This is a genomic window from Gammaproteobacteria bacterium, from assembly GCA_015709615.1.
Classification (GTDB): domain Bacteria; phylum Pseudomonadota; class Gammaproteobacteria; order Burkholderiales; family Nitrosomonadaceae; genus Nitrosomonas.
Genome location: CP054179.1, coordinates 472,365 through 495,889, shown reverse-complemented (window position 1 = coordinate 495,889; position 23,525 = coordinate 472,365). Strand labels below are relative to the sequence as shown.

The window sequence follows — 23,525 nt, the reverse complement described above, 5'->3', positions numbered from 1 at the left end:
TGCAGGTATGGAATTTTTGTGTGTGAATCTAATACCTTCCAGCGCTATTTTGCTGTGAAACTTAAAGCAATGGAAATTACATAAGAAATAATGAGATAAAATGGATTTTGCATGTTTAACTATTATACTTGACGTAATATATCACATCATTTTGGATGCCTAATTGTAGTTAGGCAACACAACAGACATAGGGGGATCGTATGGATTATCAAGCGCTTTGGATCATCGCAGTCTTGGGTACCGGGACGCTCATTGGTGTCTTTTGGAAGATGAAGGACGGTTTTGGCCCTCTCAACTTGAGAGCTGTTGGCTTGGTGCTAATCGCAGTCCTAGCAACACTGTTAGCAATTGCAAAATCAGATAATCTAACAGCAGCGATGGGCATTCTTGGCACTATTGCTGGATATCTTTTTGGTGCAAAGACCGATTCAGGCAATACACAATCCAGCGACTCTCATGTAGACGCTTTAGGAGCAAATTTTGGAGATAACGCGCGCGTGGCTGGACGTGATCTAAACGAAACAGTGAACAACATAAATGCTCACGTCCAAGAGCTGGGAAAAATCTTATCGCAGGAAGGGGCTAAGATTGATCGATTAGTTGCCTCACAAGAAACTGCGCGACCTAGCTCTATGAACTCCTCATCAATACAGTGTATGAGCGTGGGATGGAGCAAACACGAGAAGCGATGACAACGGTTGTCGCTCACTGGGAATCAGAAGGTTGGAAGCTGATGAGCATGTCGTCCGACTATCAAGGGATGGACGGAGTTTTCTTGCTTTTCGAGCGCTCCAGCAATCCAGGAGAACCTAAGATTCAGGTTTATCACAGCTCGAATATGACTAGGCAATAGGGTGCCGCTTAACAATTCATTCAAGCCGACGCCGCTTTGCGGTGCGGCTTAATTCAGGTGTTGACCGCAATGCGAAACACATTGAAGCGTGTGGAACCTTGTAATCTCTATACGCAAAGGAGATACAACATGACCCAGATTGCAAAGAACACGATCTGCCTCTGGTACGACAACGATGCCGAGAATGCTGCGCGATTTTATGCCGAGACATTTCCCGATTCGTCAGTCGGTACAGTGCATCGCGCACCCGGGGATTATCCGTCGGGCAAAGAAGGCGATGTATTGACGGTCGAGTTCACCGTCATGGGCATCCCATGCCTTGGACTCAATGGCGGGCCTGCGTTCACGCACAACGAAGCATTTTCGTTTCAGGTAGCGACCGAAGATCAAAGTGAAACGGATCGCTATTGGAACGCTATCGTCGGTAACGGCGGGCAGGAGAGCGATTGCGGTTGGTGCAAGGACAAGTGGGGTATTTCCTGGCAGATTACGCCGGTTGCCCTGACGAAAGCATTCACTAATCCTGACCGCGTAGCTGCCAAACGGGCATTCGACGCGATGATGACGATGAAGAAAATCGACATTGCCGCAATCGAAGCGGCATTTCGCGGTTGAGAGGTGAGCGATCTGACAATTCAATTAAGCCGCGTAAGGCGGAAGCTGTAAGCGTTCCGCCCGCAACCAAGAGGTACCAAGTCATGAATTAACACATGTCATCAGAACCAGCAAGGTAGGTTAGGATGGCATTAGGTGTGGGGGATAATTCCTGCTTTTTTGTACGCCGGTCTCGATAAAATCGCGTCCAAATACCGCGCCACCTCGTGATAGGGCGAAAAATCAAATCCGCCACCCAGCGCATAGGACAAAACACCGGCCATATTGATATCCGCGACGGTAAATTTATTGGCCGCCAGAAAATCTTTACCGGCGAGATGGTTGTTCAATACTTCAAGCGGTTTCATCAGTTTCTTTTCAGCCGCCTGGACGATGTCCGGATTTCTAACTTTCGCATCGAGAACTTTCCGGTGCAGAATAAGATCCACACAGGCAGTTTCCATTTGAGTGACCGCAAACAGGCTCCATTTGTAGATCTGCGCTTCGTCTTCCAGCCGATCCGCCCATAGCTTCCCCGCGCCGTACTTTCTCGACAGATAAAAATTGATCGCGATGGCTTCGGTCAGCACCAGATCGCCATCGACCAGCGTGGGGACCTGCGCCAGCGGATTCAGCTTTAAATACTCGGGCGCGTATTTCTCTTTCTCGAATGGATTGATCCGGACATGCTGGAAATCCAGGCCCAGTTCCGCCAGCGTGAACAAGGCATATTTCGCGCGTGACCATTCAATGCCATATAAAGTAATCATCTTTTCATCTTATTGCATAACGGAAGCATTATTGCATTTTAGTGGGGTTGTTATGGTGGGTGTTGATCCATTGGTTCGAGGTTTGATTACACGAAACGGTAGTTGAGCGGTATGCTTTGCGAGTGAAGAATTTTGGTGAATCAATCTAATACCTGCTTGTGATGACAGTTCTATAAAGAATAAGGTGTAAGAAATCTCAGGGTTGTTTACAGAGAGGTTGATTGAAATAAGCGTTGAGTATTTCATAAGGGGTTGCGTTATACAAACTCTTATGGGGTTTGACGGTGTTGTAGAAGTTAATGAAACGGACAAGTTGAATACGTCGGTCAGCAGTGTCTTTAAAACAGAATTTGTTGTGCCACATGTCCATGAGCGTGCGGATCACGCGCTCAGCTTTCCCGTTGGTTTGAGGACGATTGACACGAGTAAACTTCTGACCGATACCGTGTTGCCTGCAAGCTTTGACAAAAGCATGATCGTCAGTTCCTTTAAATTCCGTGCCGTTATCGGAATAAGTGCAATCGATTTGATAAGGACATTGGGCAACAGTAGCGATGAGAAAGCAAGCGGCGCTGTATTGAGTTTTATCGGGGAAGATATCGGCATATAATTCCCTGGAGAAATCATCGATGGCCACAAACAGGTACTCGCGAGGTTCATTGGCAGACTGTCCTTTCAATAATGGAAGCCGCTTGGTATCGAGGTGAACGAGCTCGCCCGGATAAGATTTGTTATAGCGCTTCGCTTCACGCTTGAGACGTTCCTGGATGGTTTGCTCTACTTTAGCCAAACGTTTGAGGCCATACTGCAGTGTCTTGAAGCGCTGATTGGTACTGCTACGCGGAGTAAATTCCTGGAGTCTGGCTCGTTTCAGTACGTCATAAATCGTTGGCCGGCTGACGTGAAAGTATTCTGCCAGCTGAACTACCTTCCACAGCCGGGTTTGATACAGCCGCCAGATTTCCTGACGATCCAATAATGTTAAACGAGTGCGTTTGTGTATGTTCATCTACAGTATTCTCCTGAATACTGTAAACAACGCTAGAAATTCTTACAGCTTAGGGCAGAAGCTGAAAGCGTTCCGGAATGAAAGTGTACCCCCAGAATGATAATGTCATTGGATGACATGGAGCGCTAGTTTTGATTCGGCAGATCACCCTTCAGGTATCCGTCCTACAAGCTGAAAACAAGCCGCCAAAAAGATAATCGCATTCTACCTTCACCTGTTCGGATTCCGGCTCAGTTTGTAACTGATCTGATACTCCGCACCTTCCGCTTCGATGATGAGCGACGATTCCCGGGTATTTTCACCTTTTTTCAACGCCGGAATCGTGGCGGTGAACGGGCCGTCGTCGTCATCGCCACTATCCAGTTCAAACACGGTGATGTTGAGCCGGTTGCTAAATGCGGTGTTTTTCGGGTAATAAGAGTTGAGCATCCGTCGTTCGTCATCGTCGAAATCTTCGTCGGTGAAGTCGAGGAAGTTGGTGGCCATGTCGTCGGCGGTCATGGTGAGGTGGATTTCGTCCGCGCCGAGGCCGCTTTGGTCTTCAATGCTGTAGATTTCCAGGTGATTCAGGTAGGAAATGCTGTAGCGGTAACCGGCGAGGAATTCGAAATCCGTTGTCTGGCTGCGTTCCAGCAACATGTAAACATCCTGGATATCGGCGGCGCGGTCGTAGCCGATCAAGGTGAGCTTGTCTTCATTGGTGACTTGCTCAAACGGCGCGGGGGCGGCGATGCCTTCGAACAGACTGAGGCGGATTTTACGTGCAAAATCGTTTTGAATGTAAAACTCCACCCGGTAAGGATTGCCGCTCAATAGTTGCTCGGCCAGCGGTGCGCGGAACCAGCATTCGTCATTTTTGCCGTTTTTCTGGCCGACCGGTAGCCGCGGGTCTTTGGGAATGTCGTTCGGTTGCAGGCCGATGGCCAAAAAGCGGTTCTCGCCGGTGTGCTTGATGAAGGAAAAAGCAATATTGCCGGTGAATTGATCCTCTCTTTCAACGGCTTTCAGGCGGATGAACATTGGCCGGTGCACGTCGACCTGATCGCCTGTTTCGGAAAGCTGGAATTCATGTTGCAGACTGTTCAGCCAGTCGTTGTCGAGTCCCAATTCTGTCCATTTGACTCGATTGTACGGATCGATCTTGGTCGACATAGCGTTCTCAAAATAAAACGCAGCTTCGAGATTGGGTGAGTAAGTGAACGTGTAGGTGCCCGGTTCGCGGATGTAGATCCATTGAAACACGCCGGGGGAAGGAATCTTCAGGTCGTTGGCGATATTGACTTTGACCAGTGAATCCGGTGCTTGGAAATGCACAAAATCGCCTTGCAGTTTGGCTTGGTTGGGGGTGTTGTACTTAAATTGCCAATGTACTTGCGCCAAAATGCCGCGATGGTCGCTTTGGATTCTTTCAAACGTCAAATCCAGCGCTGAGAAATTGGACGGTAGAATCCGCATGTGCTGCGCAACCAGGCGGCGCGGCGTTTCTCCGATTGCATCGGTACGTTGTTTCGGAAAGCAGATGTAATCCAGCCGTTCTTTCAATCCCGCCGGCAAATGCTCGCCTGCTTTCAGATTGGTGTTGGTCAAGCCTGGATCGGCTTCCATGAAAGCGCCCGGCGGCGTCATGAAGGTGCGCCAGCCGTCGACCAGTTGTCCGGTGAAAATCAGTTGGTTTTGCCGGAAGGGAATGCCTTGCGAGGCGTTGTTGTACGGGCCGCCGTTGTTGATAAACACGTTGGTCCACTCGCCGTGGCCATCGGTAGAGTAGGGCGGCGTATCGCCACGGATGTTCAAATCACCCAGCACGATGACTTTATCCCAATTGGCGTTGTCTTCCGGCGCGCCGATGAGTTCGATCAACGCGCCTTCGATGACTTTCAGTTGCCGCAAGCGGATGGTGTGGTGTTCGCCGACTTCGTCGTAAAACGCCTGTAAGTGCGTCAAGGCAATGGTCACGACCTCAAAGTGCAAGCCGGTGCTGATCTGCACAATGGCTACGCCTTTTTCCGCCAAGCCATCATCGCTCGCGCTCATCGGGTAAAAAAGACCGCTGATATAAGGATAAAACCGGCTGCGATTATTGGAAAAGTTATTGTCCGATGGCGGCAATTCGCGAAACTCGAATTTGCTGAATATCGCCAGCCCGCCGTCGTTCAAATCACCGCTGCCGCCGTTGAACGACACGATGAAATGTGGATACATGTCCTTGAGTCCCGTCTCCAGAATCTCTTTCGCATCTTCGTTATCCGCTTCGTTGAACACCACCACGTCGGGGTGCTCGTCAAACGCGAAATTACCGGGATCGAGCGCTTTGACCGCCGCTTTCGCGCGCCACTCGGCGTCGCTATGGGGACCTGCGGGCCAGGCTTGCGCTTGGATGTTCATGGTCAGGATTCTGATATTTCGCATGATGGGAGCCTTTTAGTTGGATGATTGATAGAGTAGCGCAACGATTAGCGGATCACAAATAATGAAAAATTCCTATCAGCGATGCGCCTCCGCTGGCATAAATGAGCGGACTGTCCCAGGTGTGCGGGGAAAAAGCTTCGGCTAGCGTAATCAGGGTTGGCATGAGAAGCAGCGCGGCGATGAGTTGGGTGGTGCTGAAATAGTGTTGAAATGCCAGTATGGCGATGACCGTCGTGACCCATACGCATGCGCTGCCGGCATAGCTGCGCACGTATTTTTGCCGGGTGAAAAGCGCATAGGTGGTGTATTTTCTTGTGCCGAACCGGATGCCAACAGGTTCCGCCAGGCCGTCGCCGACACCGTTGGCGATGATGATGATCATGATGAGCGGCAGCATTTCGCGGCTTTCGAAGTACGCTAGCAGGGGAATGAGCACCAGGTAGCTGGCGATAAACTGGGTGTAAAGCCAGGTTAGCGTCCACGGCCGGTCTTCCGGCCGGTCAAACGAACTGAACATGACGAACAGCGTTCTGAATTTATTGCGTAGCGGTGCGATGAAAAATGTCAGAAATACGAAGGCGCAGAGGAGATCGATGAAAAATGTCGCCGGGCTGTAGGGATATTCAATGATCAATGACAATAAAGTTGGAAGAAAAAAGAAGGCGAAATGATTGATCTTGCGCGTGTAGTTGACTTTCAGGTTGCGGTGAATGACACATAATCCGCACACATAATGGATTAAAAACAGCAGTGCGTAGAAAATCGCGTGATGCAACCAAAATTCGTAGGGGATTTGCATATGCGGATCGGCAATGACTTTATCGGCTCAGTACGATATGTTTTCCGGCATTGTAGCCGGTTTGGCGGTGCTTGACCGCAATTAATCCGGCGCGGGGATCAATTGCGATGCATGCGATTTTCAGGCTTTAGAATCGCTTTTTGTATTCCAATAACCCCATGAAACGGGAGAAAGAATAAGCCGCTCGAGGCGGCTTATGAGTTGATGGCGTTGCAGGTTGCTTGTCGTTTATAGAACGCTGGCTTGGTCAGAGGTTTGAGGTTGAAATTGCATGGAGAGATTCATCATGTCGAGCGCGAATTGGGAAATCGAAACCTGCTGGCTGACATGGCGCACTTCCAGCGAATCCGATAGCGCTTTGAGCGGGGCTCCGCCCTGGTAACTGAAACGTATCGCGATCTGATCACCTTTGTAAACCTGGAGTGGCGTGGTGAGCGGGAAAACAATATATTGCGTGTGCCAATCGATGGTGCTGCCTGCCGTCATATTGATCGCCAGGATATTTTTTGTAATCAGACGCAACGCATTGAGCTGGCCGTCTTCGGTGATGAGAATTTCTCCATCGTAAGCGCATGTCTGGCTGAACGGTTCTTCATACGACAGCAGTTGAAATACTTCCGGGTCGCCGAGGCTTTTACTTCTTTCTTGCGTGCTGTAGGGATGCTGAAACAGAATTGTCGGTGCGTAGAAATCCTCGAAATGGAAATTTTGTTGCAGCGGTTGAATCGCCTGAATACTTGCTTCCGGCACAAAAACCGGCAACGGGCCGCCGAATTTTTCCAGATAGCGTTGTTTGAACGAATCGATCACCGGCAGTTGTTTTTCACGCAACAAGCCGGTGTGCAGCATTTCACAGATCACCACATCAACGGGTTCCGGTGGCAGGTAGTGCATGGCATCCGCCTGAATGACCTCGACTTTGTCACCGTTGACGTTCTTTGCGAGCAAGTCGCGTGCGGCTTCTACCAATTCCGGATTGCGCTCCACACAATAAACCTTGTCTGCTTTTTGCGCGGCAAAAAAAGATTGCACACCGGTACCGCCGCCGAGTTCCAAAACTTTGGCGCCGGGTTTGACGACCCAATCAATCGCTTCTTTAAAGCTATTCATGCGGGCGCTGTCATTCAGCATGTTGTGGTGGTAATGCAGCGGAATGAATTGTCCTAGTTCCAAGCTATCGAATTTGTTTTTCATAGGGGTTCCTAAAATGTTTAATGCCGCAGGTTGATAATGAGTTAGCGTGAGCACTAACAGCAACGATCGTGCCAGTCAGCGGAAAGCTTTATACTGGCCGTGTTGGCGCTTTTTCTTCAGTGGTGTTTGATCGATGGATCAAAGGCAGGAGCGGCAAATATTGCCGCAGGCAGGGATCGAATAGCCGGTCAGTCAGCCGGATCGCCGGGAGTGGATTGGGGTGTACGAATGCCGGTCAATTTCGCCGGATCGGATAAGCGAAGCATTCTCAATTGCAATATTTAAAGTCTTTTTCCCGCAGTATTCGTAAGACCGATTGCTTCTTGCCGCATGCTATGATGGCTGACAATGAGTGAATAAATCGGCAAAATAATTTTTATTTCTCGCTAAAGTTGCTCAAAATCTGGCCGCTAACACAGCAGCTCCCCCCGTCATTTCATCTCCAATCCCCATAAAATAAGGCGCTTCCCGTGTAGGCGAAATTCCTACATTGCGATAAGAAGATTACCTAACTGCATTTAAGCTCAACTTCCATTTACTTCCACTGCCCCATAATTGAAAATTTCACCTGTGCGTTACGGTGTTTAAATTCAAATTTTTACTGAAAGGGGTGATGAAATGGAAACCAATCAACTGCTAGATGAAATCAGAGACATCAACTTAAGTTATTTGTTACTGGCAAAACAGATGCTGCGCGACGACAGGGTAGCGGCTATGTACCGGTTGGGGATTAATCAGGACATAGCGGATATTCTGGATAGATTGAGTTCTGCGCAACTCATTAAAATGGCGGCTTCCAATATGCTGCTTTGCCGATTTCGCTTTGACGATCGATTGATTGCGGATATGCTGTCGAATGATAGTCGCGATCAATCCGTTACCAAATCGCACGCGGCTATTTTAATGGCGGGAAAACCTGCGGAAGCCATCGCCTGAGCTTTAATTAAACGTCAGTAGGAGAAAATATCATGCGTAATCGAAGCATTATCACTGAAGCGAAGCAGATTCATCTGGCAACGGAATTAATCGAATTGGGCGCCCGGTTGCAAGTTCTGGAAATGAATACCGATTTGAGCCGCGAGCGGTTGGTAAAACTGTATAAGGAAATCCGCGGCGTATCGCCTCCCAAAGGCATGCTGCCTTATTCGGAAGACTGGTTTATGAGCTGGCAACCGAATATGCACTCATCATTGTTTATCAATATCTACAATTACGTAACGAAAAATACCGGTGTTGACGGCATCGATGCGCTGATTAAGAGCTACCGGCTTTATGTCGAGCACATTCAAGTCTATCAACTGGAGAAAGTGTTGAGCCTGACTCGCGCTTGGACCTTGGTGCGCTTTGTGGAAAGCGGTGTATTGTGCATAGCGCCTTGCGTGAATTGCCATGGCAACTTTGTGGTACATTCGCTGGAAATCCATTCCAACCACGTCTGCGGTTTATGCAATATTCCGTCACGCGCTGGAAAAACCAAGAAAGCAGCGTTGGCAAATTTTCATTGAAAGGGCATCAGCGTCGTTAATCTGCTGATGCCGGGCGGAATTATTTCAGCAGATTTTTGATACGGCTCAATGCCTGCTTCAAGTTGTCCATCGAAGTTGCGAAGGATAAACGCATATACCCTTCACAACCGAATGCGGAGCCGGGAACCACGGCCACACCCGCATTTTCCAGCAGATATTCGCTGAACGCGATATCGGTTGGTGTACTGAGCAAACTGCTTTTATGCAAATCGCGAATCGATTGGCGAACATCGGCGAATGCATAAAACGCGCCTTCCGAAGATAAACAATGCACGCCGTTGATCTGATTTAATTGTTCGGTGACAAAGCGATTGCGCTCCTTGAACGCCGCAATCATCGGCTCCATGCAAGATTGATCGCCGTTTAGTGCCGTTTCTGCCGCCGCTTGTGAAATCGAACTAGGGTTGGATGTGCTTTGCGATTGTATGTTTTCCATCGCAGTAATGATATGGACAGGCCCCCCGCAGTAGCCGATGCGCCAGCCGGTCATCGAATACGCTTTGGAAACACCGTTCAGAACGACCGCTTGCGGAAATAATTCCGGGCAAGCGTTGACGATATTGTTAAATTTCTGGCCTGATAACAAGATGTGTTCGTACATGTCATCGGTTGCTATCAAAATATGCGGATATTTGCGTAACACCGCTCCAAGCGCTTTCAGCTCATCCAGCGTATACACCGCCCCCGACGGATTGCTCGGGCTGTTGATAACGAACATTTTGGTTTTCGGTGTGATCGCGGCTTCCAGTTGTTGCGGGGAGATTTTGAAATTCTGTTCGATACCGGTATCGATAAAAACTGGCTTGCCTTCCGCGATCAACACGATATCCGGGTAAGAAACCCAATAAGGCGCGGGGATGATGACTTCATCACCCGGATTGATCACCGATAACACCAAGTTAAAAAAGCTCTGTTTGCCGCCGCAGGAAACCAGAATTTGCTTGGCGTCAAAATCGAAATTATTTTCCCGTTTGAATTTAGCCACGATGGCATTTTTCAGCCCCGGCGTGCCGCCGACCGCGGTGTATTTGGTCAATCCCTTGTTAATCGCGGCGATGGCGGCATCTTTAATGTGCTGAGGGGTATCGAAATCGGGTTCGCCCGCTCCTAAGCCGATGATGTCTTTGCCTTCCGCCTTGAGTTTGGCAGCCCGGGCGGTTACCGCAAGGGTTGGAGATGGTTTGATGGTTTGAACGCGACTAGAGAGTTCCACAAAAATCCTCACACTAAAATAGATAGACCGGCATGTTAAAATGACACGAAGAAACAATTCAATATTGGAATTATACCTGTGATCGTAACCTTCCCCAATAGTCCGTATAAATTACAGCAAGCTTTTGAACCGGCGGGTGACCAGCCGGCGGCTATCGCGCAATTAGTCGAGGGCATTAGCGACGGTCTGGCGTTTCAGACATTGCTGGGGGTAACCGGTTCCGGTAAAACCTATACCATCGCCAATATGATCGCGCGCCTTGGTCGTCCGGCCATTTTGATCGCGCCTAATAAGACGCTGGCGGCGCAATTGTATGCCGAGATGCGTGAATTTTTCCCGGAAAATGCCATCGAGTATTTTGTTTCTTATTACGATTATTATCAGCCCGAAGCCTATGTTCCAGCGCGCGATCTGTTCATTGAAAAAGATTCCAGCATCAACGAGCATATCGAACAGATGCGTTTGTCCGCGACCAAATCCTTGCTGGAGCGCGATGACGCCATTATCGTCGCGACCGTGTCGTGCATCTACGGTATCGGCGATCCGGTCGATTATCACGGCATGATTCTGCATTTGCGCAACGGTGAGAAAATGTCGCAACGCGACGTCATCAAGCGGTTGACCGAGATGCAATACGATCGTAACGAACTGGAATTCAAGCGCGGTGTTTTCCGCGTGCGCGGCGATGTGGTCGATGTGTTTCCGGCGGAAAACTCCGAGGCGGCGCTGCGCATCTCCCTATTCGATGACGAAGTAGACAGCTTGGCGCTGTTCGATCCGTTGACCGGACACATGCTGCAAAAGCTGTCGCGCTTTACCGTCTACCCTTCCAGTCATTACGTCACGCCACGCAGCACGACGTTGCGCGCGATGGAAACGATCAAAACCGAATTGCGCGAACGGCTGGAGTATTTCTATCAGGAAAACCGCCTGGTCGAAGCGCAGCGTCTGGAACAACGCACCCGGTTCGATCTGGAAATGTTGAATGAACTGGGTTTTTGCAAGGGTATCGAAAATTATTCGCGTCATCTATCCGGCAAGAAACCCGGCGAGCCGCCGCCGACGCTGCTCGATTATTTGCCGCCGAATGCATTGATGATCATCGACGAGAGTCATGTCACGGTGCCGCAAATCGGTGGTATGTATAAAGGCGACCGTTCGCGCAAGGAAAATCTGGTGAATTACGGCTTCCGCCTGCCGTCGGCGCTGGATAACCGCCCGCTGCGGTTCGAGGAATTCGAGAACAGAATGCCGCAAACCATTTTCGTCTCGGCTACGCCCGCCGATTACGAAAAACAGCATAGCGGCCAGGTGGTGGAGCAAGTGGTCAGGCCGACCGGACTGGTCGATCCGGTTATTGAAGTGCGCCCGGTCGCTACGCAAGTAGATGATCTAATGTCGGAAGTCAATTTGCGCACCGCCAAAAACGAACGCGTGCTGGTGACAACGCTGACCAAACGCATGGCGGAGGATTTGACCGATTATTTTTCCGATCATCAAATCAAGGTGCGTTATCTGCATTCGGATATCGACACTGTCGAGCGTGTCGAAATTATCCGCGACTTGCGCCTGGGGCAGTTCGACGTACTGGTCGGGATTAACTTGCTGCGCGAAGGTCTGGATATTCCGGAAGTGTCGCTGGTGGCGATATTAGACGCCGACAAGGAAGGTTTTTTGCGTTCGGAGCGTTCACTGATTCAAACCATCGGCCGCGCCGCGCGGCATATCAACGGTACGGCAATTCTGTACGCGGACAACATGACCAAATCCATGCGCGTCGCCATTGATGAAACCAACCGGCGGCGCGAAAAGCAGCTACAGCATAATCTGCGCAATCACATTACGCCGCGCTCGGTGCATAAGCGCATCAAGGATCTGATCGACGGCGTCTATAACCACGAATCGGCGCAGCAGAACCTCAAGGCCGCGCAAGTGCAAGCGCGCTACGACGCCATGAACGAAACGCAACTGACCAAGGAAATTCAGCGGGTCGAGAAGAAAATGCTGAACGCCGCCAAGAATCTGGAATTCGAACAAGCGGCGCAATACCGCGATGAACTGAAAAGCCTGAAGAACAAGTTGCTGATCGGTTTTAGCGATGTAGCCTAGGCAATTATTTCTTTACTTGCGTGGAAGAAACGAAAATAAGCGTACCAAACGTACGATTCAGCGTTTTGCTGGTAAAGTTCGTCATCACCATTTCTTGAACGAAACGAATGCGATCGCCTTTGTTGACTTTGGTCGTTGGCGCTGCGATCCAGAAACGGTTGCCGCCGTTTTCCAATTCCATATAGGTATAACCGGTGGTGTCGATGACGTCGACAACGGTTCCTTCGTTGTCCGCCGTTTTTCCATTCGAAGCTTGTTGCGGCGCTTGCGAATCTTGCGGTTCATGGTGAATCGCCAGTACCTGGGAAGCGTTGAATAGTAAGCATCCCATCAGAACGATGAGGGATAGGGAAGAAATTTTCATAGAAACTCCAAAGTGACGGTTTTGATGGGTGCGGTATCATACACCGCCTGTTATTTTGTTCCAAGATTGGTGGCCGCGAATACTTTGTCCTGGCGGACTTTTTCAAAAAAACAGATGGCGGCCGCGGCGGCTGCGTTCAATGATTCGGTTTTTCCGGGCATGGGAATGGAGATGTTTTCGTCCACCGCCTGAATCAATTCCTTGGATAATCCTGCGCCTTCGTTACCGAATACAAAAGCGGTGGGGCCGGCGAGCGGGATTTCAAAAAGGTTCCGGCTGGCTTGTATCGATGTGGCAATGACCGTGCCGGGAAATTGCTGTGCCACCTGCTGCAAATCGCTGTTTTCATGGATGCGCAAAAAGAAGTGCGCGCCCATCGCCGCCCTGAGTGTTTTGGGCGACCAGGCGTCGGCGCATTGCGGTGACAGATACACGTCGCGAATGTTCGCTGCCGCGGCGGAGCGCAGGATAGAACCCAAGTTGCCGGGATCTTGAATCGCTTCCAGCAGAACACTGAAAATCTCCTTGCCGTTAGCGGCGTCCTTTTTCAATTCCGGGATTGTAATCAGCGCCAGCACCCCTGAAGGCGTTTTGACCGGAGAAAACGCGCGAAATAGCGCATTGCTGGTGATCGTGATTTTGGGGAGCGTATGACCGAAGAGAATGGTGAGAAAATGCTCATTCTCAGCGTCTTCAATATACGATTGGCTGACGATCAGGTTCTCGGGCATGCCCAGCACCGAGCAGTAGATTTGGATCAGATGAATGCCGTCGAGCAGCGTCAGACCGGTTTTCTTGCGATGTTGCGGCGACCCTTCCAGCTTGATCAGTTGTTTGATGAGCGGGTGGTCGCGTGACGTAATGATCGGCATGCTGGATTCCCGCACTCACCAATAAGCCATCGCGGCGATGTTGCCGGGATTAACGGTTTTTATAACGGTATTCCGCGGACAAGGCATGCGCCTGCAATCCTTCCCCATAAGCCAGTGTGGCTGCGATTTCTCCCAATTTTGCCGCACCTTGTTGGGAAACCTGAATGAGGCTGCTGCGTTTTTGAAAATCGTAAACACCCAGCGGAGAAGAAAAACGCGCAGTTCGTGAGGTCGGTAGCACGTGATTGGGGCCGGCGCAATAATCGCCTAAAGCTTCGCAAGCGTAGCGGCCGAGGAAAATGGCGCCGGCATGACGGATTTTGTCGACCCAGATTTCTGCGTGCTCAATCGATAATTCCAGGTGCTCGGGGGCGATTTTGTTGGCGATGGCGCACGCTTCATCCAGATTTTGCACTTGAATCAGCGCGCCGCGATTTTCCAGCGAAGCGCGGATGACACCCTGACGCGGCATGGTGGTTAATAAGCGCTCGATGCTGCTGTGCACCCGGTCGAGAAACGCCGCATCCGGCGACAACAGGATCGACTGCGCCAATTCGTCGTGTTCCGCTTGGGAAAACAAATCCATGGCAATCCAATCGGGATCGGTTTTGCCGTCGCAAATGACCAGGATTTCGGAAGGTCCGGCCACCATGTCGATACCGACGATGCCGAACACGCGGCGCTTGGCGGCGGCGACGTAAGCATTGCCGGGGCCGACGATCTTGTCTACCTGCGGCACCGTTTCCGTACCGTACGCCAACGCACCGACCGCTTGCGCGCCGCCAATGGTGAACACCCGGTCGACCTTACTGATCGCTGCGGCTGCCAGCACGATACCGTTTCTTTCCCCATCCGGTGTCGGCACGACCATGATCAGTTCTTTCACCCCGGCTACTTTGGCGGGAATCGCGTTCATTAACACCGACGAAGGGTACGACGCCTTGCCGCCGGGTACATATAAACCGACGCGATCCAGCGGAGTAATTTTCTGACCGAGTATCGTATCGTCGGCATCGGCGTACTGCCAAGATTGCAACGGTTGTTTTTCATGGTAACTGCGCACCCGCTCAGCCGCTTGTTGCAATGCGGTGCGCTCGGCTGACGGTAGTGCCGCCAGCGCTTGCTGCAAATCATCCTGTGTCAATTCGAGCGCTTTGCCGGAAGTCACGGAAAGCCGGTCGAAGCGGTTGGTGTACTCGATCAATGCGGCGTCTCCGCGGTTCCTGATATCCGCTAGGATTTTGGCTACGGTCGAGTCGACCGCATCATCTTGCGCATTTTCGAACGCCAGCAGCTTGCCGAGATTGGCATTGAAATCGGAATCGGTTGAATTGAATCGTTTGATTTGAATCATGGTGTCGATGAATTGCGGATGAGTGTGTTTGCGAATGGATTTAGGGTTTGACCGCCGCGGAAAATGCATCCAGCACGGGTTGAATGGTTTCTCGTTTCAGCTTCAATGCCGCCTGGTTGATGATCAACCGGGATGAGATCGGCATGATTTCTTCCACGGCTTTCAGATTGTTGGCTTTTAACGTGTTGCCGCTCGATACCAGATCGACGATGGCATCGGCCAATCCTACCAGCGGCGCCAATTCCATCGAACCGTACAGTTTGATCAAATCGACGTGCACACCCTTCGCGGCGAAGTGTTCCCTAGCGGTTTGCACGTATTTGGTGGCGATGCGCAGCCGCGCGCCTTGCCGCACCGCGGAATCGTAATCGAAACCATCGGGCACCGCGACCATCATGCGGCAGCGCGCAATATTCAAATCCAGCGGTTGATACAAACCGGCGCCACCGTGCTCCAGCAGCACGTCCTTACCGGCAATGCCCAGGTCGGCGGCGCCGTATTGCACGTAAGTCGGCACATCCGATGCGCGCACGATAACCAGACGGACATTGGCGCGGTTCGTCGACAGAATTAATTTGCGCGATGATTCCGGATCATCCAGCGCTTCGATGCCGGCTGCTTTGAGCAGCGGTGCGGTGTCTTCAAAAATTCGCCCTTTTGACAGGGCGATCGTGATATCAGTCATAAATCCGGGATTATCCGAGGTTAGCAGCGGCAAAATCCCAATTGATCAGTTTGTCCAGAATGGTATTGACGTAATCTGCGCGGCGATTTTGGTAATCCAGATAATAAGCGTGTTCCCATACGTCGATGGTCAATAGCGGCCGGACATTTTTCGTTAGCGGGGTTTCGGCGTTGCCGGTTTTAACCACGGAGATCTTGCCGCCGTCCAGCACCAGCCAAGCCCAGCCGCTGCCGAATTGCGTCAATGCCGTTTGCGCGAATTCCTTTTTGCATGCATCCAAACTGCCGAATGCCGATTCGATTTTTTGCTTGAGCGCTGCCGCAGGTTCGCCGCCGCCGTTCGGTTTCAGGCTATGCCAGTAAAACATGTGATTCCACACTTGCGCGGCGTTATTGAAAATCGCCGCTTTGTCCGCTTGACCGGCGGTTGCTTTAATAATCTGCTCGAGTGATTGCCCCGCCAGCGGATTGTTCGCTAACAGATTGTTCAAGTTATCGACGTAGGTTTTGTGGTGCTTGCCGTAATGAAAGCTCAACGTGTTAGCGGTGATTACCGGCTCCAGCGCATTGTTGGCATAGGGCAGGGGCGCCAGAACGTATTGCGAACCCGATTGCGCGGCTTGGGAAAAATTATCGACATTGACTTCAGACATCGTGGCCTCCTTGGTAAGTTTATTGTAGTAATTTTTGAACAGTTCAAACATGTGAACCCCCATTATTTATTGGGTATTGCTCGTTTCCGTGGTGAATGTGATTTTATTGTAACCTGCCAGACGCGCTGCTTCCATGACCGTAATCACGGACTGATGCGTCGCCTTGGCATCGGCATTGATAATGATGAACGGATCTTCATGACCTTTGGCCGCCGCCAGCAAAGCATCGCGCAGGCTTTCGATACTGGCCGATTTGACCGGGGCGAGATTGATGGTGTATTCGCCCAACGCGTTGACGGTGATGTCGATGCTATTCGGTTTGTCGACGTTTTTGTCGACTTTTTCCGCATTGGTTTCCGGCAAACTGATTTCAAGTTCGGCGAATTTCGAATAGGTCGTGGTCACCACCAGAAAAATCAGGATGACCAGCAACACATCAATCATCGGGATTAGATTGATTTCCGGTTCGTTATTCTGTTTTCCGCGTTGAAAATTCATTCAAATACCGGCTATATCAATGTCAATGAATATTGAGTTGGTAAAACACACATCAGTGAAAAGCGCGCTGTTAAAGCAGGCGGGTATAATACCAGCAGTCCATCGATTGCAGCGTTCAAATAAATAACACGATTATTGCACAGGCTTATAAAATAGCCAGCCGTGTTTTCAGGGTGTGATAGTACAACATTATGAGTGGAATTTTATCGTTAATTTTTTACCGGTTGCCGTGAAATGATTAAGCCATTGGTGAGTATCGTGATGGGAAGTACCAGCGATTGGGACGTGATGCAGCACGCCGTCGCTGTTCTGGATGAATTTCATATTGCGCATGAAGCCAAAGTGGTTTCGGCGCACCGCACACCCGATTTGATGTTTCAATTTGCCGAGGAAGCCAAAGCGCGCGGTATCAAATGCATTATCGCCGGTGCCGGCGGCGCGGCGCATTTGCCCGGCATGATCGCAGCCAAAACCACGCTGCCGGTGCTGGGCGTGCCGGTCAATTCCAAACATTTGCAAGGATTGGATTCATTGTTGTCGATCGTGCAAATGCCGAAAGGCGTTCCGGTCGCGACGTTTGCCATCGGCCAGGCCGGCGCGGCCAACGCCGGATTGTTCGCCGTGGCGTTGCTGGCGGTCACTAACAGCGAACTCAGCACGCAATTGAACGAATACCGGCGCGAACAAACCGAATCCGTTCTCAACGCCGAGTTGCCGCAATAATGCCGGTGATGCCAGGCGCGATGCTCGGTGTGCTCGGCGGCGGGCAGCTCGGGCGCATGTTCGTGCAAGCCGCGCAGCAAATGGGCTACCGGGTCACGGTATTGGATCCCGATAGCGCCAGTCCGGCCGGGCGCGTTGCCGATGCATGCATTTGCGCGAATTATGACGATCCGGACGCCTTGCAGCAATTGGGCGAGCAATGCGCCGCCGTCACCACCGAATTTGAGAATATTCCCGCGAATTCGCTACGAATGCTGGCCAAAACTTGTGCCGTCAGCCCGGATGCCTATAGTGTTTCGGTCGCGCAAAACAGGATTGCGGAAAAACAATTTCTCGGCATCAACGGCTTTACCGTTGCACCGTTTGCTGTCATCCAGCAGCCGGATGACTTTGCCGAACAAGATGCCGCGGACTTGCTTCCCGGCATTCTGAAAGTCAGCCAATTCGGTTACGACGGCAAAGGCCAAGTCAAAGTGGCCGGCGCGGCGGACTTTCCAGCGGCCTATGCACAATTGAACCGTGCGGTGTGCGTGCTGGAAAAATTCATGCCGCTGAAAAGCGAAATTTCGGTCGTGGTCGCGCGCGGTCGCGACGGCCAAGTAGCGACATTTCCGGTGTCCGAAAACCAGCATGTCAACGGCATCCTCGACGTCAGTATCGTACCTGCCCGGATTTCTCTGCTGTTAGCTGAAAAAGCGCAGGAAATCGCCTGCCAAGTTGCGAAGAGTCTCAATTATCAAGGCGTGTTGTGCGTCGAATTTTTTGTGTTGGATGACGATACGTTATTGATCAACGAAATCGCGCCGCGTCCGCACAACAGCGGGCATTATTCGATCGATGCCTGCGTTACGTCGCAATTCGAGCAGCAAGTGCGCACATTGTGCGGTTTACCACTCGGCTCGACTGCACAACTCAACCCTGCGGTGATGATCAACTTGCTCGGCGACGTTTGGCGCAACGGTGATCCCGACTGGAATATCGTGCTGCAACACCCCTCGGCCAAATTGCATCTGTATGGAAAAGCCGAAGCGCGCCCCGGTCGCAAAATGGGGCATTTCACCGTATTGAACAGCGATATCGAAACCGCATTGAGCGAAGCGCTGCGCATCAAACAACAACTCGACCAAAGTTAAAGCGAACACCATGACCGAAACCGCATTATTTGAAACCACCATCAAAAGCCTGCCATTTTTGCACCGTGGCAAAGTCCGCGATATTTACGCCGTCGGCGATGACAAATTGCTGATCGTGCAGACCGACCGTTTGTCGGCGTTCGACGTGATCCTGCCGACCGCCGTGCCCGGCAAAGGCAAAATCCTCACCGCGTTGTCGCAGTTCTGGTTCGATAAACTGGCGCATATCCTGCCGAATCACCTGACCGGTATTGCGCCGGAATCAGTCGTGGCCTCTGATGAACGCGATCAAGTGGCAGGGCGCGCATTCGTGATCCGCCGCCTGAAACCGCTGCCCATCGAAGCCATCGTGCGCGGCTACGTGGTCGGCTCCGGCTGGAAGGATTACCAGCAAACCGGCGCAATCTGCGGCATTCCATTGCCTACGGGCTTGAAACTCGCGGATAAATTGCCTGGTGGTGCGATTTTCACGCCATCGACCAAAGCCGCCGCCGGGGCGCACGACGAAAACATTGCCGTCACCGAAGTGGAGAAACTGCTCGGCCGGGAATTAACTGCCAAAGTCAGCGCCAAAGCCATCCAGCTCTATTCCGAAGCCGCCGAATACGCGCTAGCGCGCGGCATCATCATCGCCGACACCAAATTCGAGTTCGGCCTGGACGAGCAAGGCGAACTCTACTTGATCGACGAAGTACTCACCCCCGACTCATCCCGCTTCTGGCCCGCCGATCAATATCAACCCGGCCAAAACCCGCCCAGCTTCGACAAACAATTCGTGCGCGACTGGTTGGAAACGCAAGATTGGAATAAAAAAGCGCCTGCGCCGGTATTACCGGAGCATATTTTACTAAAGACGGTGGAGAAGTATCGGGAGGCGGTTCGGTTGTTGACGGGATAATTGAAACGCAATCAAAAATGGATATTTTCAGCAAACTGATGACGATGTGGCTATTAGTAAAAATGAGAATTCTTGATTCTAGACCTGGCCCCGGCCTGCGCGATGGTGTGGTGCTTTATGGATGATCGAACTCTGATCGATAGGTTCGTCGAGCACCTCGCTGACGGAAAGTATCCGGGTCTGAAGATTGATCGCCGACCGGACGAGGAGAATCGCACTGGTCCTGACATCGACGCCATTGCGGGGCACCTCGCCATCGAGCACACCAGCATTGACTCTATTCCGGACCAGCGGCGCAACAGCGAGTGGTTCAATCAAGCGGTCGGTGGCCTAGAAGATGACAAACATGGTCTCCGCTTTCGCCTGAACATCACTTTGCAGTATGAGGCTGTGACGCGTGGGCAAGACTGGCGCGCTATCCGACGTGTTATGAAGGATTGGATCAAAAAAGAATCCGCCAAGCTAGAGGATGGTCCGCACCTCATCAAAGCCGCACCCGGCATTCCTTTCGAGTTCATGGTGCGGAAGTCGAGTACCCGCGAGCCCGGCTTGTTCTTTGCTCGTATTGTACCGAAGGAGTCGAAGCTAGGCGCACGGGTGCGTTCCCAGGTCGACCGGAAGGCTGAGAAGCTCCAATCCTATAAGGAGCAGGGCTTCACTACACTCCTCCTTATCGAGAATGAGGACATCGCACTCATGAACGAGATTGTCATGCGAGGGGCCGTAGAGGAGGCGTACCCTGAGGGTCTTTCCAAAGCGGTCGACGAGCTTTGGTATGCCGATACCTCTCTCCAGTCCGATATCGCGTTCTACGAGTTTACGCCCTACCTCGTTCGGGTGTGGCCATGGCGACGCCCAACCTCCGTATGCTGACCCCGGCTACAGCGAGTTTCGCCCGCCTACGTTGGCAGGTAATGCAGGTCGTTAGTAACTACATGGGAGTACTATGTATTTTAGACAGTTATTGGTAGCCGTTATTGCTCTTCTCGTCAGCGCAACCCCTTCCTATGCAGATCAATATTTTGGTGTATTCCCTGGAGCTGCAGTTTCAGACGTTCGCAACCTGTTTCCCAACGCCAAGTTTGAAGAACTAAAGCCTGCTTGGCTAAAGCCATACCAGCGCCTCGTACAAATACGGGGCGAAGGAATCGACGGGGTGATCGCGTTTCTGTTTGAAGATGAATTGTCTGTGGCCAAGCGCGAATCTGCTCGACTAACCGAGAAGAAAGATCGTGGCGAACGACTTTCCGAAGAAGAAAAATACATCCTACGTTCCTATGAAGAAACAATAGGTAAATATTTGTCCGAACCCAATACAGAACCATGGAAAGTTGATGATATACGCTGGCAACCAAACACACCGATTGTTTTGTCAAAGCTAATTACACGTTATGGAAAGCCAGATAAAGAGGAAATTCGTGAGGATATGCAGCGTGTCAAAATATGGAAAACCCGAGGCATTACGGCTTTTATTGAGGATAACGATATTGTGGGGTTGATTGTTTATCGATTTACCTTTAGAGATTGGGTTTGCGCATCGCGATGGAAACGTGGTGACATGTGTGACCCCCAAGACCCTTTCCCAGAACTTCGGAAATATGAAAACCAAGATGGGTCAAAAACAAGGTAATCCGGAAAAAGGAGCGGGATGCAAAATCGAAAAGCTATTCTAACAACCGGAGCTTATGCTGGTTTCATCGGTGCGGCGGTGTATATTGTGCATGCTGTTTTTACCTCGGATAGCTCAACAGCGGCTATCGGTTTGATATTTATCCCCGTTTATGGTTTTCCGGCTGCGGGCGCTGGATGGGCTTTGGTTTACACTATTTTTGCTTTGCTTGACCTGAGTTCCGGCAGGTCTTCATGGAAAAGTAAAAATGTACGCATCGCCACAGTGTTCGTGGGTGTTTTCTCATTCGCCGGGTTCAGCTTTTTCGTGCAGCACAGTGCGCTATCGGTTGCGAAGCATCCGGATTCTACACCGCAAGCGCTTGAGGAAATCAGCCAGCGCTGGATTCCTTAGGGGCGCAGGGAAGTAGATATCGCGCTGGCGCAGCATCCGTCAACGCCTTCGACTATGCTCGAAACGCTGGTGGAGTCCGGTGATGATGCGATAGTGCAGCAAGTTGGCGCCAACGCCAGTACGCCGCTGGCGATTTTGGAGAAAATCGCGGCAGGGCCGCTGATTTATGAGCGAGTTGCGGGATTGGCCGGTAATCGCAACATTTCGCGAACGATCATGGAAAAATTGATTGCGGCTACGATGAGCGACGCCAACGTTGCCGATCCTGTCCGTCATGGATTATACAAAACCTATGTTCTGGCGGCTCTTGCTGCCAATTCAGCGTTACCGCAAGATCTTTTCGACCGCTTGGCTGCCATCGATTCGCCAACACATTTCCTGGTGCTCGCATTGATCAATGCACCCAATGCCAACTGCGCCCAAATGATGCATTTACTGGTTTCCGAGCCTTCAATGGAAAATGCCAGCTTGTACAATACTGTCCTGAATAAAATGACCGGGAAGGATTGTTCATTCGAGGAATAGCGTCCAGAAACAATATGAGAATGAATAGACTGTCGAGGTTGATATGCGTGTATGAATGCCCGTTGGGATAGAATTATCAATATCGAAGGACTGAAAGGGGTGAAATAATGATGGATAAAATTATATCCGGCGCTGCGGTAATATTGATGATCGCCGCCATTGCCTACGGCGGATCGTGGTTATATCAGTTTTTGCTGGAACTGTTTAAGAAAACAGCGTAGCCAGTAGCCTGGATAAGCCAGCGTCATCCAGGGTGAAAATTACCCTAATCAAACACATTAAATCTTGCATCACAAAAATCGGCTTATCTTCTATAGAGATTACCGAGTACTTAACCCATTTATCCTCACCATCGCGCTGAAGTTTGTTCATCAGCCAAGGAGTCATTCATGTTTGATGTCCTCATTGACACGCTTGTCATGCGGCCGTATGTATTCAGTTTTTTTGCGGCCTTTCTGCTGGCTTGCGTGCCGCATGTGGGCTGGCGCAAGACGCTGATTTTTGCTGTCGCCGGTTACCTCATCGCATTTACCTCGGAGAAACTTTCGATTACCACCGGGTTTCCTTACGGTTGGTATTATTACATCGACGACACCAGCCAACGCGAGTTGTGGGTGTGGGGGGTGCCTTTTTTCGATTCGCTGTCGTATGTCTTTCTGACGTATTGCAGCTACACGACGGCCTTATTCATCCTGTCGCCCCTAGCGGTCAAAGGCGCGGATTTAATCACGCTGGAAACGCGCGCTATCCGGCAGTCGTGGGCTGCGCTGGTGCTGGGCGCTTTTCTGCAAACGTTTCTGGACATCATCATCGATCCGGTGGCGTTACAAGGTAATCGCTGGTTTCTCGGGCAGATCTACGGCTACTATGAAGATGGATTGCACTTCGGCGTGCCGGTTTCAAACTATGCCGGTTGGTTGTTGACCAGTTTCGTGCTGGTAGCCGCTTTTCAACGGATCGACCGCAAACGCGACGACACGGCGCCGCGCGGGGTATTTGCGATGCCGTTCCGCTCGTTGCTCGGGCCGGTTCTTTATTTGTCGGTGTTGATTTTTAATTGGATTGTCACGGTGTGGATCGGTGAGTATCTGATTGCGCTGACCGGATTGCTGATATTCACGCTGCCGATCGTGATGGTGACCGTTCTGGCCGTGCTGCGAGTTAATCGTTATCGTGACGAGGAATTGCGGGCGCATGTGCGGGATTATCCCTGGTCGCCTTTGAACAAGCGCTAAAGAATGATTATGCACCGGACGCGGCGGTTTGACAGTGCGGGGAGTCACCAGTACACTCAAAGCCGATCAAAAAGACCGATTCTATTT

26 protein-coding genes are annotated in these 23,525 nt (G+C 51.1%); 14 read left to right on the top strand and 12 right to left on the bottom strand.

Features of this window, described 5'->3' with window-relative positions; all coding sequences use genetic code 11:
• Positions 1-200: 200 nt before the first annotated feature.
• From HRU77_02460 to HRU77_02450, 3 genes are all read left to right on the top strand, one after another.
• Entirely contained in the window at positions 201-692 is a 492-nt protein-coding gene (locus tag HRU77_02460) for a hypothetical protein (GenBank protein QOJ19662.1), read from the top strand.
• On the top strand, positions 668-853 hold the full coding sequence (locus tag HRU77_02455) for a hypothetical protein (GenBank protein ID QOJ19661.1): 186 nt from the start codon (positions 668-670) through the stop codon (positions 851-853). Before HRU77_02460 ends, HRU77_02455 begins: the two co-directional genes overlap by 25 nt.
• A 129-nt stretch (positions 854-982) precedes the next feature.
• Complete coding sequence (locus HRU77_02450; GenBank protein QOJ19660.1) at positions 983-1,468, top strand: VOC family protein; 486 nt, start codon at positions 983-985, stop codon at positions 1,466-1,468.
• A 131-nt stretch (positions 1,469-1,599) separates the two neighbouring features.
• On the opposite strand, the gene HRU77_02445 is transcribed toward HRU77_02450, so the two are convergent.
• The 5 genes from HRU77_02445 to HRU77_02425 all read right to left on the bottom strand — a co-directional run bounded on the left by HRU77_02445 (position 1,600) and on the right by HRU77_02425 (position 7,628).
• Positions 1,600-2,217 (bottom strand): glutathione S-transferase family protein, encoded by a 618-nt coding sequence (locus HRU77_02445; protein ID QOJ19659.1) that lies wholly within the window; start codon positions 2,215-2,217, stop codon positions 1,600-1,602.
• A gap of 196 nt (positions 2,218-2,413) precedes the next feature.
• Positions 2,414-3,226 carry a transposase family protein gene (locus tag HRU77_02440; protein ID QOJ19658.1) on the bottom strand — a complete coding sequence of 271 codons (813 nt, stop codon included), beginning with the start codon at positions 3,224-3,226 and terminating at the stop codon, positions 2,414-2,416.
• A gap of 210 nt (positions 3,227-3,436) precedes the next feature.
• Positions 3,437-5,635 (bottom strand): endonuclease/exonuclease/phosphatase family protein, encoded by a 2,199-nt coding sequence (locus tag HRU77_02435; protein QOJ19657.1) that lies wholly within the window; start codon positions 5,633-5,635, stop codon positions 3,437-3,439.
• Between the two features lie 52 nt (positions 5,636-5,687).
• Positions 5,688-6,434, bottom strand: coding sequence for a hypothetical protein (locus HRU77_02430; GenBank protein QOJ19656.1), 747 nt, complete (start codon positions 6,432-6,434; stop codon positions 5,688-5,690).
• A 228-nt stretch (positions 6,435-6,662) separates the two neighbouring features.
• Positions 6,663-7,628, bottom strand: coding sequence for a methyltransferase domain-containing protein (locus tag HRU77_02425; protein ID QOJ19655.1), 966 nt, complete (start codon positions 7,626-7,628; stop codon positions 6,663-6,665).
• A 618-nt stretch (positions 7,629-8,246) separates the two neighbouring features.
• Between HRU77_02425 and flhD the strand changes: the two genes are divergently transcribed.
• Both flhD and flhC read left to right on the top strand, forming a co-directional pair.
• Entirely contained in the window at positions 8,247-8,564 is a 318-nt protein-coding gene (gene flhD / locus HRU77_02420; GenBank protein QOJ19654.1) for a flagellar transcriptional regulator FlhD, read from the top strand.
• A 32-nt stretch (positions 8,565-8,596) separates the two neighbouring features.
• On the top strand, positions 8,597-9,133 hold the full coding sequence (gene flhC, locus HRU77_02415) for a flagellar transcriptional regulator FlhC (GenBank protein QOJ19653.1): 537 nt from the start codon (positions 8,597-8,599) through the stop codon (positions 9,131-9,133).
• 40 nt (positions 9,134-9,173) lie between these two features.
• Here flhC and HRU77_02410 read toward each other — a convergent pair whose 3' ends face one another.
• The gene (locus HRU77_02410) at positions 9,174-10,367 is read right to left on the bottom strand and encodes a pyridoxal phosphate-dependent aminotransferase (GenBank protein QOJ19652.1); all 1,194 of its coding nucleotides are present in this window, start codon (positions 10,365-10,367) and stop codon (positions 9,174-9,176) included.
• 78 nt (positions 10,368-10,445) lie between these two features.
• On the opposite strand from HRU77_02410, the gene uvrB reads away from it, so the two are divergent.
• Positions 10,446-12,476, top strand: coding sequence for an excinuclease ABC subunit UvrB (uvrB, locus tag HRU77_02405; protein ID QOJ19651.1), 2,031 nt, complete (start codon positions 10,446-10,448; stop codon positions 12,474-12,476).
• Positions 12,477-12,480: 4 nt separating this feature from the next.
• On the opposite strand, the gene HRU77_02400 is transcribed toward uvrB, so the two are convergent.
• From HRU77_02400 to HRU77_02375, 6 genes are all read right to left on the bottom strand, one after another.
• A complete protein-coding gene (locus HRU77_02400; protein QOJ19650.1) occupies positions 12,481-12,840 on the bottom strand; it encodes a hypothetical protein in 360 nt (119 codons plus the stop codon).
• Between the two features lie 50 nt (positions 12,841-12,890).
• Positions 12,891-13,712 carry an RNA methyltransferase gene (locus tag HRU77_02395; GenBank protein ID QOJ19649.1) on the bottom strand — a complete coding sequence of 274 codons (822 nt, stop codon included), beginning with the start codon at positions 13,710-13,712 and terminating at the stop codon, positions 12,891-12,893.
• A 49-nt stretch (positions 13,713-13,761) separates the two neighbouring features.
• Positions 13,762-15,063 (bottom strand): histidinol dehydrogenase, encoded by a 1,302-nt coding sequence (hisD, locus tag HRU77_02390; GenBank protein ID QOJ22036.1) that lies wholly within the window; start codon positions 15,061-15,063, stop codon positions 13,762-13,764.
• A 43-nt stretch (positions 15,064-15,106) separates the two neighbouring features.
• The gene (locus HRU77_02385) at positions 15,107-15,751 is read right to left on the bottom strand and encodes an ATP phosphoribosyltransferase (protein QOJ19648.1); all 645 of its coding nucleotides are present in this window, start codon (positions 15,749-15,751) and stop codon (positions 15,107-15,109) included.
• Between the two features lie 10 nt (positions 15,752-15,761).
• On the bottom strand, positions 15,762-16,403 hold the full coding sequence (locus tag HRU77_02380) for a superoxide dismutase (protein ID QOJ19647.1): 642 nt from the start codon (positions 16,401-16,403) through the stop codon (positions 15,762-15,764).
• A gap of 66 nt (positions 16,404-16,469) precedes the next feature.
• Positions 16,470-16,901, bottom strand: coding sequence for a biopolymer transporter ExbD (locus HRU77_02375; GenBank protein QOJ19646.1), 432 nt, complete (start codon positions 16,899-16,901; stop codon positions 16,470-16,472).
• Between the two features lie 234 nt (positions 16,902-17,135).
• Between HRU77_02375 and purE the strand changes: the two genes are divergently transcribed.
• The 8 genes from purE (at position 17,136) to HRU77_02335 (ending at position 23,438) form a co-directional block, all read left to right on the top strand.
• Positions 17,136-17,624, top strand: coding sequence for a 5-(carboxyamino)imidazole ribonucleotide mutase (gene purE / locus HRU77_02370; GenBank protein QOJ19645.1), 489 nt, complete (start codon positions 17,136-17,138; stop codon positions 17,622-17,624).
• The gene (locus HRU77_02365) at positions 17,624-18,757 is read left to right on the top strand and encodes a 5-(carboxyamino)imidazole ribonucleotide synthase (GenBank protein ID QOJ19644.1); all 1,134 of its coding nucleotides are present in this window, start codon (positions 17,624-17,626) and stop codon (positions 18,755-18,757) included. Before purE ends, HRU77_02365 begins: the two co-directional genes overlap by 1 nt.
• Before the next feature lie 10 nt (positions 18,758-18,767).
• Positions 18,768-19,655 (top strand): phosphoribosylaminoimidazolesuccinocarboxamide synthase, encoded by an 888-nt coding sequence (locus tag HRU77_02360; protein ID QOJ19643.1) that lies wholly within the window; start codon positions 18,768-18,770, stop codon positions 19,653-19,655.
• A 117-nt stretch (positions 19,656-19,772) separates the two neighbouring features.
• On the top strand, positions 19,773-20,528 hold the full coding sequence (locus HRU77_02355) for a hypothetical protein (GenBank protein QOJ19642.1): 756 nt from the start codon (positions 19,773-19,775) through the stop codon (positions 20,526-20,528).
• Between the two features lie 73 nt (positions 20,529-20,601).
• Complete coding sequence (locus HRU77_02350) at positions 20,602-21,285, top strand: hypothetical protein (GenBank protein ID QOJ19641.1); 684 nt, start codon at positions 20,602-20,604, stop codon at positions 21,283-21,285.
• Between the two features lie 18 nt (positions 21,286-21,303).
• Positions 21,304-21,678, top strand: a complete 375-nt coding sequence (locus HRU77_02345) for a hypothetical protein (protein QOJ19640.1) — start codon at positions 21,304-21,306, stop codon at positions 21,676-21,678.
• 54 nt (positions 21,679-21,732) lie between these two features.
• Complete coding sequence (locus tag HRU77_02340; GenBank protein ID QOJ19639.1) at positions 21,733-22,203, top strand: hypothetical protein; 471 nt, start codon at positions 21,733-21,735, stop codon at positions 22,201-22,203.
• Between the two features lie 389 nt (positions 22,204-22,592).
• Positions 22,593-23,438, top strand: coding sequence for a carotenoid biosynthesis protein (locus tag HRU77_02335; GenBank protein ID QOJ19638.1), 846 nt, complete (start codon positions 22,593-22,595; stop codon positions 23,436-23,438).
• Positions 23,439-23,525 lie beyond the last annotated feature (87 nt).